The sequence below is a fragment of the Brevibacterium spongiae genome, assembly GCF_026168515.1.
Lineage (GTDB): Bacteria > Actinomycetota > Actinomycetes > Actinomycetales > Brevibacteriaceae > Brevibacterium > Brevibacterium spongiae.
Map to the genome: position 1 here is coordinate 1,400,394 of NZ_CP093443.1, position 14,353 is coordinate 1,414,746.

The 14,353-nt window shown below is 65.8% G+C and carries 14 protein-coding genes; 12 read left to right on the top strand and 2 right to left on the bottom strand.

Annotated elements, in window-relative coordinates; genetic code table 11:
• Window positions 1-90: 90 nt before the first annotated feature.
• Window positions 91-606 carry a flavin reductase family protein gene (locus L1F31_RS06265; protein WP_265419790.1) on the bottom strand — a complete coding sequence of 172 codons (516 nt, stop codon included), beginning with the start codon at window positions 604-606 and terminating at the stop codon, window positions 91-93.
• Here L1F31_RS06265 and L1F31_RS06270 point away from each other — a divergent pair.
• Both L1F31_RS06270 and L1F31_RS06275 read left to right on the top strand, forming a co-directional pair.
• Window positions 605-892 (top strand): DUF3039 domain-containing protein, encoded by a 288-nt coding sequence (locus tag L1F31_RS06270; protein ID WP_265420402.1) that lies wholly within the window; start codon window positions 605-607, stop codon window positions 890-892. The two genes, L1F31_RS06265 and L1F31_RS06270, sit on opposite strands and share 2 nt — an antisense overlap.
• Window positions 893-2,683 (top strand): DEAD/DEAH box helicase, encoded by a 1,791-nt coding sequence (locus L1F31_RS06275; protein ID WP_265419791.1) that lies wholly within the window; start codon window positions 893-895, stop codon window positions 2,681-2,683.
• Window positions 2,684-2,748: 65 nt separating this feature from the next.
• Here L1F31_RS06275 and L1F31_RS06280 read toward each other — a convergent pair whose 3' ends face one another.
• The gene (locus tag L1F31_RS06280) at window positions 2,749-4,068 is read right to left on the bottom strand and encodes a nicotinate phosphoribosyltransferase (protein ID WP_265419792.1); all 1,320 of its coding nucleotides are present in this window, start codon (window positions 4,066-4,068) and stop codon (window positions 2,749-2,751) included.
• Window positions 4,069-4,120: 52 nt separating this feature from the next.
• On the opposite strand from L1F31_RS06280, the gene clpS reads away from it, so the two are divergent.
• The 10 genes from clpS (at window position 4,121) to L1F31_RS06330 (ending at window position 14,219) form a co-directional block, all read left to right on the top strand.
• A complete protein-coding gene (gene clpS / locus L1F31_RS06285) occupies window positions 4,121-4,426 on the top strand; it encodes an ATP-dependent Clp protease adapter ClpS (protein ID WP_265419793.1) in 306 nt (101 codons plus the stop codon).
• Between the two features lie 3 nt (window positions 4,427-4,429).
• Entirely contained in the window at window positions 4,430-5,011 is a 582-nt protein-coding gene (locus L1F31_RS06290; RefSeq protein WP_265419794.1) for a DUF2017 family protein, read from the top strand.
• Window positions 5,008-5,829, top strand: coding sequence for an MBL fold metallo-hydrolase (locus L1F31_RS06295; protein ID WP_265419795.1), 822 nt, complete (start codon window positions 5,008-5,010; stop codon window positions 5,827-5,829). Before L1F31_RS06290 ends, L1F31_RS06295 begins: the two co-directional genes overlap by 4 nt.
• Before the next feature lie 65 nt (window positions 5,830-5,894).
• On the top strand, window positions 5,895-6,617 hold the full coding sequence (gene rph, locus L1F31_RS06300; RefSeq protein ID WP_265419796.1) for a ribonuclease PH: 723 nt from the start codon (window positions 5,895-5,897) through the stop codon (window positions 6,615-6,617).
• The gene (rdgB, locus tag L1F31_RS06305) at window positions 6,614-7,219 is read left to right on the top strand and encodes an RdgB/HAM1 family non-canonical purine NTP pyrophosphatase (protein WP_265419797.1); all 606 of its coding nucleotides are present in this window, start codon (window positions 6,614-6,616) and stop codon (window positions 7,217-7,219) included. Before rph ends, rdgB begins: the two co-directional genes overlap by 4 nt.
• A gap of 251 nt (window positions 7,220-7,470) precedes the next feature.
• A complete protein-coding gene (locus L1F31_RS06310) occupies window positions 7,471-8,976 on the top strand; it encodes an ABC transporter substrate-binding protein (protein ID WP_265419798.1) in 1,506 nt (501 codons plus the stop codon).
• A 12-nt stretch (window positions 8,977-8,988) separates the two neighbouring features.
• A complete protein-coding gene (locus L1F31_RS06315) occupies window positions 8,989-9,936 on the top strand; it encodes an ABC transporter permease (protein ID WP_265419799.1) in 948 nt (315 codons plus the stop codon).
• A 113-nt stretch (window positions 9,937-10,049) separates the two neighbouring features.
• Window positions 10,050-10,865 carry an ABC transporter permease gene (locus L1F31_RS06320; protein ID WP_265420403.1) on the top strand — a complete coding sequence of 272 codons (816 nt, stop codon included), beginning with the start codon at window positions 10,050-10,052 and terminating at the stop codon, window positions 10,863-10,865.
• Window positions 10,858-12,696, top strand: coding sequence for a dipeptide ABC transporter ATP-binding protein (locus tag L1F31_RS06325; RefSeq protein ID WP_265419800.1), 1,839 nt, complete (start codon window positions 10,858-10,860; stop codon window positions 12,694-12,696). Before L1F31_RS06320 ends, L1F31_RS06325 begins: the two co-directional genes overlap by 8 nt.
• A gap of 104 nt (window positions 12,697-12,800) precedes the next feature.
• Window positions 12,801-14,219, top strand: coding sequence for an amidase (locus L1F31_RS06330; RefSeq protein WP_265419801.1), 1,419 nt, complete (start codon window positions 12,801-12,803; stop codon window positions 14,217-14,219).
• The last annotated feature ends 134 nt before the right edge of the window (window positions 14,220-14,353 follow it).

Below are 14,353 nucleotides of genomic sequence, written 5' to 3' on the forward strand. Positions count from 1 at the left end.
TGACGACAAGGCCCCGCCAGGGTCGACACGATTCCCACGGAATCGTGTCGACCCTGGCGGGGCCTCTTCACTGCACAGAAACGGCGCGAGTCAGCGCTGCCCGATCGTGCCATAGCCTTTGCGCCACCGCAGCAGCGGGCGATTCGTTCCGGCATTCCTTCCCGCACCCAGAGCCACGACCTCACCGACGACGAGGTTGTGTGTGGCGACCTCGAGCACCTCGGTGAGTTCGAGTTCGAACCAGGCGATCGCCTCGGTGAGCACAGGCTGACCCGCCTGCGGACCGGGGAACGTGTCCACGCCTTTGAGCGATCCGTACAACGGCTGGCCCGAAGCGCCGAGGCGCTCGGAGATATCGCGCTGCTCAGAGTTCAGCAGCGAGATCGCGAAGTGTGAACTCACCTCCAGGGTCTCCATCATCCGCGACCCGGAGTAGATGCTCACCGCCATTGTCGGCGGATCGTAGGACACGTCGAGAAACGAATCGACGGTGATGGCATGCAGCGCGCTTCCGCGGGTGGCGGACACGATGGCGACAGCGGCGGCGATGTCATCGCTGAGCTCCCGATAGCGTTCTGTGAGGGAATCGTCGTTGGCCAGTTCCATGACTCTCATTCTAGGGAACTACAATGGAGCCATGACCATTCCAGCTTCAGGCGGTTCAGCAACGATCGAGCGCGAGCAGTCCGAGCAGCTTGCCGAGCCCGGAGATCACGAGCGCTTCAGCCACTACGCGCCCAAGGACAAGATCATGGAGTCCATGGTGACCGGGACTCCGCTGATCGCCTTGTGCGGAAAGGTGTGGGTGCCCACGCGCGATCCCGAGCGGTTCCCGATCTGCCCCAAATGCAAAGAGATCTACGAAACGATGTCCGAAGGACCTCAGGAGTAGATGTCCGCGGAACGACTCCCTGGAGCGCCAGGGACCTCCGCGGCTGAACAACTTCCACCGGCTTTTCCCGAGCGTGCAGCATGGGGAACAGCCGGAAAGTTGCGTGCCTGGCAGGCGGAGGCTCTCGAGCTCTACTTTCAGAACCAGCCCAAGGACTTCCTCGCCGTCGCGACCCCCGGAGCAGGTAAGACCACCTTCGCTCTGCGTCTGGCCGCGGAATTGCTGGCCCAACGTGTCGTCAACCGTGTCACGGTCGTCGCGCCCACCGAACACCTCAAGGTGCAGTGGGCCGACTCCGCCGCCCGCGTGGGAATCAAGCTCGACCCTCACTTCAAGAATTCGCAGGGCAAACATGCACCCGGATACCACGGTGTGGCGCTGACCTACGCACAGGTGGCCGCGAAGCCCGTCCTCCACCACAACCGGACCGCAGCCGGACGCACCCTCGTCATCCTCGATGAGGTCCACCACGGCGGTGACGCCCTGTCCTGGGGTGATGCCGTACGCGAAGCGTTCGGACCGGCCGTTCGCCGACTCTCTCTGACCGGAACACCGTTCCGATCGGACACCTCGCCGATCCCGTTCGTCACCTATGCTCCCGACGAGAACGGCATCCGCACCTCGGTGGCGGACTACTCCTACGGCTACGGACGCGCCCTGAAGGATTCGGTCGTCCGTCCCGTGCTGTTCCTCGCCTACGCAGGTGCGATGACCTGGCGGACCAAGGCCGGCGACGAGATGTCGCACGTCCTCGGTGAGGAGACGACGAAGGACATCAACTCCCAGGCCTGGCGCACAGCCCTCGACCCGAAGGGCGACTGGATCCCCGCGGTGCTCAAGGCCGCCGACATCCGCCTGACGGAAGTCCGTCGCACCGTCCCCGACGCCGGCGGGCTCGTCATCGCCACCGACCAGGACGCCGCACGCGCCTACGCCAAACGCCTCCACGAGATCACCGGTGAGAAGCCGACAGTGGTCCTCTCCGACGAAGCCGGAGCCTCCGAGCGCATCGAGCAGTTCCAGAACTCCACCGACCGGTGGATGGTCGCCGTGCGCATGGTCTCCGAAGGCGTCGACGTCCCGCGCCTGTGCGTCGGCGTCTACGCGACCTCGTCCTCGACCCCGCTGTTCTTCGCCCAGGCCATCGGACGCTTCGTCCGTGCCCGCAAACGCGGTGAGACCGCCTCGGTGTTCCTGCCTTCGGTGCCGGTGCTGCTGGCCCTGGCGAACTCGATGGAGGCCGAACGCGACCACGCCCTGGACCGACCGAAGAACGACGACGAGAACGATGTCGTCGTCTTCGACGATGAGGCCATGGAACAGGCGAACCGGAACGAAGGCGCCTCGTCGGACCAGCTCGGATCCTTCGAAGCCCTCGGCGCCGAAGCCCTGTTCGACCGGGTCCTCTATGACGGAGGCGAATTCGGCACCGGCGGCGCCATCGGCTCCGAAGACGAACTCGATTTCATCGGCATTCCCGGACTGCTCGAACCCGACCAGGTCCGTGAGCTGCTGAGCACCCAGCAGGCCCGCCAGGCCAAACGCAAGACCGCGGCGGCACCGGCCGCCGAACCGGCCACCGATGAGCTCGAGCACCGGGCGATGAAGGAAGAGCGCAATCAGCTTCAGAGCCTCGTCGGAGCCTGGTCACGTCGGACCGGTGAGCCGCATCAGAACGTCCACGTCGCCCTGCGCAAGGCCTGCGGGGGACCGGCGGTGGCTCAGGCCACCCGTGAGCAGATCCAGGCGCGGATCAAGAAGCTGCAGGGCTGGTTCATCGGCAAGAAGTGATCTCGGCGAGTGACTGAGCAGTGTGGTTATACCGAGTGACTGCGCTGTGTGACTGCGACGCGTGATTATGCCGAGTAGAAGACCGTGGGAATCGCAGGCTCGCCGTCCTGCAGCCGGCGAGCCGAGCGCGGCAGCTCCGCCAAGGACTCATCATGACGGGCACAGGCCTTCTTCACACCCGCAGCACCGATATAGGCATCATCCACTTCACCGCCGCGCACGAGGTCGACGCTGAGACGACGGCCCTCACCGAGATCATCGGGCAGCGAAGGGATGCCGACGGCCTCCTCGACAGCGATCGCGCCGTCGATGAGCCGCAGCGCCTCCTTGTGCCCGCCCCGCGAGGGTTTGCCCGAGGAATGCTTCGCCACCGAGGTCCATTCGCCGGCCTCATCGGCGCGGGCGACGAGCTTGTACACCAGCCCCGCCGCCGGAGCACCGGAACCGGTGACGACGCGAGTGCCGACACCGTAGGAATCGACCGGGGACGCGGCCAGCGCAGCGATCGCATACTCGTCGAGATCGCTGGTCACAGTGATCGTCGTATCATGAGCGCCGAGGCGGTCCAGGCCGTCCCGGACCTCCCGAGCCTGTTCGATGAGGTCACCGGAGTCGATCCGGACCCCGCCGAGCTCGGTGCCGGCCAGCTCGACGGCGGTCGCCAGAGCATCCTCGACGTCGTAGGTGTCGAGCAGCAGGGTCGTATCGGTGCCCAGCGACTTCAGCTGCGCGGCGAAGGCCTCACGCTCGGAATCGTGGAGCAAGGTGAAGGAGTGGGCCGAGGTGCCGATCGTGCGCAGACCGTACTTGAGTCCGGCTGCCAGGTTCGACGTCGACGCGAATCCGCCGATCACCGCGGCTCGCGCCGCCGCGACAGCAGCGTGCTCGTTCGTGCGGCGTCCGCCCATCTCCGCGCACGGCCGGTCCCCGGCCGCCTGCGCCATCCGCGACGCCGCCGAGGCGACCGCACAGTCGTAGTTCATCGCGGAGAGAATGAGCGTTTCCAGAATGACACCCTCCGCGAAGGTCGATTCGATCGTGAGCAGCGGCGAACCCGGGAAGTAGATCTCCCCTTCGGCATAGCCGCGGATATTTCCGGTGAAACGGTAGTTCGCCAACCAGTCGATCGTCCGTGCATCGACGATGTTCTCGCGGCTGAGGAACGACAGCTCCGCATCATCGAAGCGGAAGTCGCGGATCATTTCGAGGATCCGACCAGTGCCGGCCACGACCCCGTAGCGGCGACCTGCGGGAAGGGTGCGACCGAACACCTCGAAGATGCTCTTGCGGTGGGCGGCGCCGGATTCCAAGGCTGCCTGCACCATCGTCAATTCGTACTGATCCGTGAAGAACGCCGTCGAATCGGTCCGTGTGAGATCACTCATAGGCGCGATCTTACGTCACGACAGCGTCAGTGTTCTGCCGTAAGCTGGAAACGTGAGCAATCCAACGACACCAGTGCTCGAGCCGGACGTCGACGTGCGACCGGCCGAAGACCTGGCCAAGCCCTGGAGGACCGTGGTCTTCAATGACCCGGTCAATCTCATGAGCTATGTCAGCTTCGTGTTCCAGACGTACTTCGGATACTCCGAGGACAAAGCCGACGCCCTCATGCTCGAAGTCCATCAGAACGGTCGCTCCGTGGTCGCCACAGGTGGACGCGAAGCCATGGAGAGAGACACCCAAGCGATGCACGAATACGGTCTGTGGGCCGCGTGCCAACCCGATTCAGGACCCAACTGACCTATGGCCGCCATCGACGCCCGTGGGGACGACGTCGTCCTCCGACTCGAAGACAACGAACGCTCCCTCATGCTCACGGTCTTCACCGACCTCGCCGCCCTGCTGTCCGAAGACGACGACACCGGGGGAGAGGACCGACCGGATTCGGAGAACTGGGAGGCCCGCCTCGGCATGGTCGACCGTCCCCGTCCCGAGGATCCGGCCCTGCTGCGGCTGCTGCCGGACGCCGACCCGGACGACGAGGAGAGATCGGCGGAGTTCCGCCGGCTCACGGAATTCGATCTCAAACAGGCCAAAGCACACAATGTGCGCATGGTTCTGCTGGGACTGAGCAAGGGCAACGACATCACTCTGACTCATGATGAGTCCCTGGCGTGGATGAAGGGTCTGAACGATCTTCGGCTCGTGCTCGCCGTCCGGCTCGGCATCGACACCGAGGAAGCGCAGGAGGAGAAGTACGCACGCCGTGAACAGCTCTCCGAATCCGAGGACCTCACCCTGACCCTGTACGACTTCCTGACCTGGATTCAGGACCGACTGACAACGACCTTGCTCACCCGGATGCAAGGGGATGACGAGACATGAAACTCACCGCCATCGGCACCGCAGGCTCCTTCCCCGGACGCGGTGCCCTCGCCAGCTGCTACCTCATCGAAACGGATGAGGACTCTCCCACCCGCATCATCCTCGACCTCGGTTCCGGAGCGCTCAGCCCCCTGCAGCAGACAGTGGACACCGACCGGCTCTCCGGCATCGTCCTCAGCCATCTGCATCCGGACCACTGCATGGACATGACCGGGCTCTACGTCAAACACTGCTTCGACCCGAAGTTCTTCAACGGCGACATCTCCGACACGGGCACCATTCGCACCCGCACCCCGGTCTTCGCCCCCGCCGGCGCGAAGGAGCGGCTGATGCGGGCGTACTACACCGATCCGGGCAAGTCGCCGGTCGCCAACGGCGGCGACGATTCGAACTTCGACAATGCCTTCGACTTCACCGACATCGACCACGGCTCCCGGCACCAGATCGGATCGCTGACAGTCGAGTCCTTCCTCGTCGACCACCCTGTCGAGGCGTATGCACTGCGCATCACCGATGCCAAGGGCAGCGTCATCACCTACTCCGGTGACAGCGACGAATGCGACAACCTCGTCGCCGCGGCCAAGGACGCCGACCTCTTCCTCTGCGAAGCCGCGTTCCAGGAAGACCGCGACACCGCCCGCGGGATCCACCTCACAGGCAGACGTGCCGGACGGGTGGCGCAGAACGCGGAGGCGGCTTCGCTCGTGCTCACCCACATTCCGATCTGGACAGACTGCTCCATCGTCCGCGGTGAGGCAGCCGGTGAATACCGCGGTCCCATCGAACTGGCGAAACCCGGAGCCACCTGGACAGTGTGAGCTCCGCCCGGACGACCGAGAACACAGCAGACCACCCAGACAACGAGACACGAAAGAGGCAGAACGTGCGAGCAGACGGCCGTCAGGCAGACGAACTCCGTGAAGTCAGGATCACCCCCGACTGGATCAACACCGCCGAAGGTTCGGCACTGATCGAGTTCGGCAACACCCGCGTCCTCTGCGCCGCCTCCCTGACCGAAGGCGTGCCCCGCTGGCTCAAGGGCCAGGGCCGCGGTTGGGTCACCGCCGAATACGCGATGCTGCCGCGCGCCACGGACTCCCGCAGCACCCGCGAATCCGTCAAGGGCAAGCAGGGCGGACGCACTCACGAGATCTCGCGCCTCATCGGCCGCAGCCTGCGCGCGGTCATCGACATGGAGAAGCTCGGAGAGAACACCCTCGTCCTCGACTGCGACGTCCTCCAAGCCGACGGCGGCACTCGCACCGCTTCCATCACCGGTGCCTATGTGGCGCTGGCCAAGGCCATCGACAAGGGACGGTCGACCGGTCTCATCCCGGCCGCTCACAATCCGATCGTCGACTCCATCTCCGCCATCAGCGTCGGCATCATCGACGGACAGCCCCTGCTCGATCTGCCCTACGTCGAAGACTCGCGCGCCGAAACCGATATGAACGTGGTGATGACCGGTTCGGGCAAGTTCGTCGAGGTCCAAGGCACCGCCGAAGGTGCACCGTTCGACCGGGACGAGCTGGGCAAGCTCCTCGACCTGGCGGCCCACGGCTGCACCGAACTCACACGCATCCAGTCCGAGGTGCTGAAGGGATGACGACCTTCGTCCTCGCCACCCACAATGAGGGCAAGAAGCGGGAGCTGTTGGCGATCCTCGGACCCGCCCTCGGCGCACGCACCCAGGTGCTGACCGCCGGCGAGGCGGGACTGGCCGATGTCGCCGAGACCGGAGTGACGTTCACCGAGAACGCCCTCATCAAGGCACGTGCCGCCGCAGCAGCCACCGGACACACTGCGATCGCTGATGACTCGGGCATCAGCGTCGACGTGCTCGGCGGGGCACCGGGCATCTTCTCCGCCCGCTGGTCCGGGACCCACGGCGACGACCAGGCCAACCTCGAACTCCTGCTCGCGCAGCTGAGCGACATCTCCGCCGAACACCGGAGCGCGCAGTTCCGGTGCGCGGCAGCCGCAGTGACCGCCGACGGACGCGAATTCACCACCGAAGGCATCATGCCCGGACGCTTGGCGACGGCCCCGGCGGGTGAGAACGGATTCGGCTACGACCCGATCTTCGTTCCCGACGGGTCGACGCTCAGCGCCGCACAGATGAGCCCCGAGGAGAAGAACTCCCGTTCACACCGCCGCGCAGCCTTCGACGCTCTGGCCGAGATCCTCGCCGCCGAACCGAACCTCTGACAGACGGACGCCTCCCGGTCTGACGAACCCGGCCTGACAGACGGACGCCTCCCGGTCTGACAGTCAGACGCCTCCGGGTCTGACGAACCTGGTCTGACGGGTCCGGCCTGCTGAACCCGGCCTGCTGAACCCTCCCGCCGAATCCAGGATGTGGTCTCAGGCGCCTCACCTGGTGAGAGTTTCGGATACACTGACGATGCTTGAGTGTTGGTCAACGACCCCTTTCACGGTCGGCGAATTCGAGGAGAACAATGAAGACTCCGCGCATCATGTCGTGGGTGGCCGCAGCGGTGGCCACGAGCCTGCTGCTGACCGCGTGTTCGGCCGGAGCCTCCGACTCCGGCGACGACGCTGAGCAGAAGGATTCGATGAGCGTCGCCTTCACCGCCGAGCCCGTCAACCTCGATTTCACCTCCACCTCCGGTGTGGCCATCCCCGAGGCTCTGATGGAGAACGTCTACGAGTCCCTCGTCCGCCTCGACGGAGACGGGGAGATCCAGCCGGCGCTGGCCAAGGACTGGACACTGTCCGACGACCGCAAGACCTACACCTTCCAACTGCAGGACGGCGTGAAGTTCTCCAACGGCGCCGACCTCACCAGCGAAGACGTGAAATTCTCGTATGAGCGGGTGCAGAAGGACTGGAAGAACGCGCTGAAATCGAAGATGGACATCGTCAAATCCATCGACACCCCGGACGACTCCACCGTCACGATCGAGCTGAAGAAGCCATCGAACACGTGGCTGTTCAACCTCACCAGCCTCGTGGGCGCCGTCTTCGACACCGAAGGCACGAAGGACCTGGCCAACGAAGCGATCGGCACCGGTCCCTTCGAGATCGAGAAATTCACCCGCGGACAGACGATCGACTTCGCCGCCAGGGACGACTACTGGGGCGAGAAGCCGGCACTGAAGACGGTCCAGTTCAAATACTTCAAGGACGCGGTCTCAGCCTCGAACGCACTGAAGTCCGGAGAGATCGACCTCGTCTCCAATCTGCAGGCACCTGAACTGGCGGGTGAGTTCCAAAGCGACGACTATCAGATCGTCTCCGGCACCACGAACGGCGAAGTCGTGCTGTCGATGAACAACGCGGACGGCATCTTCAAGGACAAGAAGGCCCGTGAGGCCGTCATGTACGCCATCGACCGCAAGGCCGTCCTCGACACCGCCTGGGCCGGCTACGGCGAGCTCATCGGTTCGATGGTCCCACCCACCGACCCGTACTACGAAGACCTCACCGGGGTGTGGAAGCACGACCCGGAGAAGGCCAAGCAGCTGGTCGCCGACGCCGGCATCAAGGGCGAGGAATTCTCCTTCACCGTGCCGAACCTGCCGTATGCCAAGGCGATCTCCGAAATCGTCTCCGCCCAGCTCGAGGAGGTCGGACTCAAAGCGAATATCGAGACCCAGGAATTCCCGGCCGTGTGGTTGGACAAGACGTTCACCGAACACGACTTCGACATGTCGGTGATCAACCACGCCGAACCCCGCGACATCCTCACTGTGTTCTCCAACGACTACTACATCGGCTACGACGATTCGACGACCAAGAAGATCGCGGAGAAGGCCGACACCGGCACGGAGGAGGAGTACATCTCCGGGATGAAGGAGATCGCGAAGACGATCACCGAGGATGCCGCCTCGGACTTCCTGTTCCTCTTCCCGAACCTCGTGATCGCCAAGTCCGACATCGAGGGCATCCCCGCCAACAGGGTCTCCGATGCGTTCAAGATCGCCGATCTGAGCTGGAACTGACACCTCTGCTCCATGCTCAACTATGCACTCAGCCGCGCGATCCAGTTCGCGCTCTCCCTCCTCGTCGCCTCGGTGGTGGTCTTCGCTCTGATGAGCCTGCTGCCCGGCAATGCCGCGCAGGTGGCGCTGGGCACGAACGCCACCCCCGAGGCGGTTGCGGCGTTGGAAGCCCAGTACGGGCTTGATCGCCCACCCGTCATCCGATACTTCGACTGGGTGGGCGGCATGCTCGGCGGTGACTTCGGCACCTCCTACGTCACCGGGGCCGCGATCACTCCCGTCATCATCGACAGCGTCCAGGTCACCGCGATCCTCGTCATCGCCGCCATCCTCCTGTCGATCCTCATCGCCGTGCCCCTGGGCACCTTCGCCGCACTCGAACAGCGCAGCTGGATCGGTGTGACGATCTCGGCAGCCAGCCAGATCGGGATTGCGATCCCGAACTTCCTGGCCGCGATCATCCTCGTCATCATCTTCTCCCTCACCCTCGGCTGGTTCCCATCGCAGGGCTGGATGGCCCCGGTCGAAGGGATCGGCGGGTTCTTCCTGCGCCTCGTCCTGCCCGTGGTGTCCCTGGCACTCGTGCAGGCGGCGATCCTCACCCGATATGTGCGTTCGGCTGTGCTCGATGTCATGCGCGAAGACTATATCCGCACCGCCCGCGCGAAGGGGCTGACGAGGACGAAGGCGCTGTTCGCGCACGGTCTGCGGAATGCGGCGATTCCGGTCATCACCGTCGCCGGCGTCCAACTGGCCACCCTGCTCGTCGGGGCCGTGATCATCGAACAGATCTTCGTCCTGCCCGGGATCGGGTCCGAGCTCGTGCGCGCCGTGGCGAACCGCGACCTCGTCGCCGTTCAGGGCATCGTCATGGTCCTCGTCCTGCTCGTGCTCATCATCAACCTCATCGTCGACATCCTCGTGCCCGTCGTCGACCCCCGGATCAGGAACGCCGCATGAGTCAGACCCCCACCAATCCCCGCGACGAGGCCGCGGTCGACATCCACGCAGCGACCGCCTCGGCGAGGGGTGCCGCGGGCACCTCACGGAAGTCGCTGCGGCTCAACGCCTCGATGATCATCGGCGCCTGTCTTGTCCTCCTCATCCTCGGACTGGCGCTCGTCTCCTTCATCTGGACGCCCTACGACCCGAGCGAGATCGACCCGGCCGCACGCCTGCAGTCGGGCAGCCTCGCCCACCCGTTCGGCACGGACAGGTTCGGTCGTGACACGCTGACCTGGGTGATGTACGGCGCCCGGATCACCCTCCTCGTCGGGGTCGTCGCCGTCGCCATCGCTCAGCTCATCGGCACCCCCATCGGCATCATCGCGGCCCTCTTCGCCAAACAGCCGTGGGGTGTGTGGATCGACGCGGTGATCATGCGCGCCAACGACATCCTGCTGGCATTCCCGGCGCTGCTGCTGGCCATCATCTTCGCCGCCGTGTTCTCACCGGGAACGGGACCGGCGATGATCGCCGTGGGCATCGCCGCGATCCCCGGATTCGCCCGTGTGGCGAGGTCCGGGACGCTGCAGGTGCTCGGATCCGAATATGTGCGGGCGGCACGGGCGTCGAATCGGCGGGTCCCGGCGATCGCGGCCGTCCACGTGCTGCCGAACATCGCCGGCATGGTCATCGTCCAAGCCTCCGTGGCGTTCGCGATCTCCGTCCTCGCCGAGGCGGGGCTGTCCTTCCTCGGGCTCGGCACCCAAGCCCCGGTGCCCTCCTGGGGACGGATGCTCCAGGAGTCCCAGCAGTTCCTGTCCACCCATCCCGAACTCGCCCTGTGGCCGGGCGTTTTCATCGCACTCGCCGTGCTCGGGTTCAACCTCCTCGGCGATGGGCTGCGCGACCGGTTCGATCCGAAGATGGAGGCCAAGCGTGCCTGAGAACCTGCTCGAGGTCGACGGCCTCACCATCACCCCCGCCGGTGCCGAAACCCCCGTGCTCCACGACGTCAGCCTGTCCCTGGCACCGGGGGAGCGGGTCGGGCTGATCGGCGAATCAGGGTCCGGCAAGTCGCTGACCGCCCAGTCCGTGATGGGGCTCCTGCCCGACGAGCTGCACGCACGCGGGCACGTGCAGCTGCAGGGCCACCACGGAAACCTCCTCGACGCGAACGAGAAGACCCTGGCCGGACTGCGATCGGACATCGTGTCCATGGTCTTCCAAGAACCCATGAGCGCACTCAACCCGCTCATGCGCATCGGCGACCAGATCGCCGAGGTGCTGCGCATCCACGGCAAGGCTCCGCGCGCACAGATCCCGGCCCGGGTGGGTGCGCTGCTCACCGATGTGCGCATGCCCGACCCCGACAGCGCCCGCTTCGCCTATCCGCATCAGATGTCCGGGGGACAGCGACAGCGGGTGATGCTGGCGATCGCGCTGGCGAACTCGCCGCAGCTGCTCATCTGCGACGAACCGACCACCGCCCTCGACGTCACCGTGCAGCGGCACATGCTCGACCTCATCGCCGAACGGGTGGCGGCCGTGCACGCCGGGCTGCTCTTCATCACCCACGACCTCGCCGTCGTCGCCGGAGTCTGCGACCGGGTCATCGTCATGTACCAGGGACGCATCGTCGAGACCGGCACAGTGACCGAGATCTTCACCGACCCGCAGCACGAATACACGCGCGGGCTCCTGGCTTCCTCGGATCTGGAGGCCACCGACGACAACGGTCGCCTCTTCACCCTCAGGACCGCACTCTCCTATGCCGGTCCGGTCGCATCGCCGGGGGAGGCGGACTCGAAGGCTGCACACGCCGGTGCTGCCGGCGAGGCAGGTGCGACCAACCAGAACGACGCGCGCCGACCCGCAGGGGAAGTCACCGCGCCCGGGAACACCGCACACGGGAACGGTGCTTCCGGGAACGTCGCGACCGACGATGACGGTGGAGCCGCCTCGGCGAAGGATTCCGTGCCTCTCATCGACGTGACCGATGTGACCCGAGTATTCAAGGGTCGGGGACTGCTCGGCAGGCGTCGAGCCGATGTCACCGCGCTCGGCGGCGTCGACTTCAGCGTCGCCGCCGGGGAGCGGCTGGGCATCGTCGGCGAATCCGGATCGGGGAAGTCGACGCTGCTGAATATCCTCTCCGGGCTCGACCGGCCCACCACCGGGCATGTGCGCGTCGGCGACATCCGCGTCGAGGCAGCAAGCTCGCAGGCGCTGCGCACTCTGCGGGAGAACCTGCAGATCGTCTTCCAGGACCCCTTCGCGTCTCTGGACCCGCGCATGCGTGTCGCCGACATCGTCGCCGAACCGCTCATCGCCGCCGGAGTCGACAAGGACGAACGGATGAGCCGTGTCGAGGAGATGATCGCAGCCGTCGACCTCGACGCGCACTCCCTGGGCCGTTACCCGCATCAGTTCTCCGGCGGACAGCGGCAGCGGATCTCGATCGCCCGGGCGCTGGTGACCAGACCGCAGATCCTCATCGCCGACGAACCGGTCTCGGCCCTCGACGTGTCTGTGCGTGCACAGGTGCTCAACCTGCTCACGGACCTCGTCGACGACTACGCGCTCACCCTCCTCTTCGTCTCCCACGACCTCGGCGTGGTCAAGCACCTGTGCTCGCAGCTCATCGTCATGAAGGACGGTCGGATCGTCGAATCCGGGGCGACCGAGGACATCTATGCCAACCCGCAGCAGGAGTACACGCGAAAGCTCATCGCGGCGACTCCGAACCTGACCGACGCGCTCGCCTCCAGCGGCTGAGGCGGCCGGGACGACGGAGACCGGTCGGGTGCATGACACGCAGTCGTGCATGCACCCACCGGAGCTGCGGGACACGGTTTCACCATCGAGAGAAAGGGCAGGATATGGACAGCACGACGCTTGCCGATCACACCGCATCCGACATGGCCGTCGGCTTCGCCAACGGGGACTTCGATCCGATCGAGGTCCACAGCGCGGTCGTGGACCGCATGGACGACTGCGAACCGACGATCAACGCGCTCTTCCACCGCGATGACGAACGCTCCCGGACCGCTGCCGTGGCCAGCGCCGCCCGGTGGAGGGAAGGGCGACCGCTGAGCGATCTCGACGGTGTGCCGGTGACCATCAAGGAGAACATCGCTCGCCGCGGTGTGCCCCTGCCCAGCGGCCACGCTTGGGTGGAGATGCCGATGTCTGCCCATGACGCGCCGATCACACAGCGTCTCGAAGAGGCCGGTGCCGTCATCCTCGGCTCCACGACGATGCCCGACTGGGGCATGCTGTCCTCGGGCGTGTCCTCGCTGCACGGCGTCACCCGCTCACCGCTCGACCCCGCACTCACCACCGGCGGCTCGAGCGCCGGTGCCGGAGCGGCCGCGGCCGCCGGATACGGGCCCATCCACATCGGTTCGGACATCGGCGGATCGATACGCCTGCCGTGCACATGGCTCGGGCTGGCCGGCCTCAAACCCAGCTTCGGCCGGGTACCGCTCGACGCCCCATACCTCGGCCGGTGCGCCGGACCGCTCGCACGATCCATGGCTGATGTGAAAGCGGCCATGGACATCATCTCCGCACCCGATGACCGGGACTATTCGCGGCTGCCGCGGTTCGCCGCCGATGAGACGCAGTCCCTGCCGGGAAACGCTGTGCCCGAGTTCGATCCCCGCGGACTGCGCATCGGGCTGCAACTCGACGCCGGCTGCGGTGTGGCTCCCGATGCCCAGGTGGTCAAGACCATCACCGAGGCGGCTGACCGTTTCGCTGCTGCCGGTGCTGAGGTCGTCACCCTCGACCCGTACATCGACGACGCACTGCTCCACGATATGGACCGGTTCTGGAGAGTGCGGTCCTGGGGCGACCTCAAGGCGCTGCCGGTCGAGGAGCAGGCGCTCATCCTGCCCTATATCCAGCAGTGGGCGCAGGACGGAGCCGACGTCAGCGGAGTCGAACTCATGCGCTGCTATCACAGCGTGCAGGAGATCCGCCGCCGCACCATCACCGCCACCGCCGGGTTCGATCTGGTCATCACGCCGACCTCACCGGAGGCGGCGTTCCCGGCCGAACAGCCGATGCCCTATCCGCGGGCGCACGAACCGATGGGGCACATCGGATTCACCATGCCCTTCAACATGTCCGAACAGCCGGCCGCGACGGTGCTGGGCGGATACACGGACGACGGCCGCACCATAGGCGTGCAGATCGCCGGGAAGCGCTTCGCCGACGAATTCGTCATGGCCGCCGGCACCTGGTTCGAAGCCGCCGCAGGAATCGAGCGCCCGGTGAGGGCCGCGATGGGCTGAGCCGTCTCGCCGACGAAGGCGGGCCCGCAGCAACCGGAATCGGCTGCTGCGGGCCCGCCTTCGTGCACTCGGTGGCCTGGGGAGGTGGCCTCCTCGGGGAGGGGCTCAGAACCTCGGCGAGGTGACGGACACAG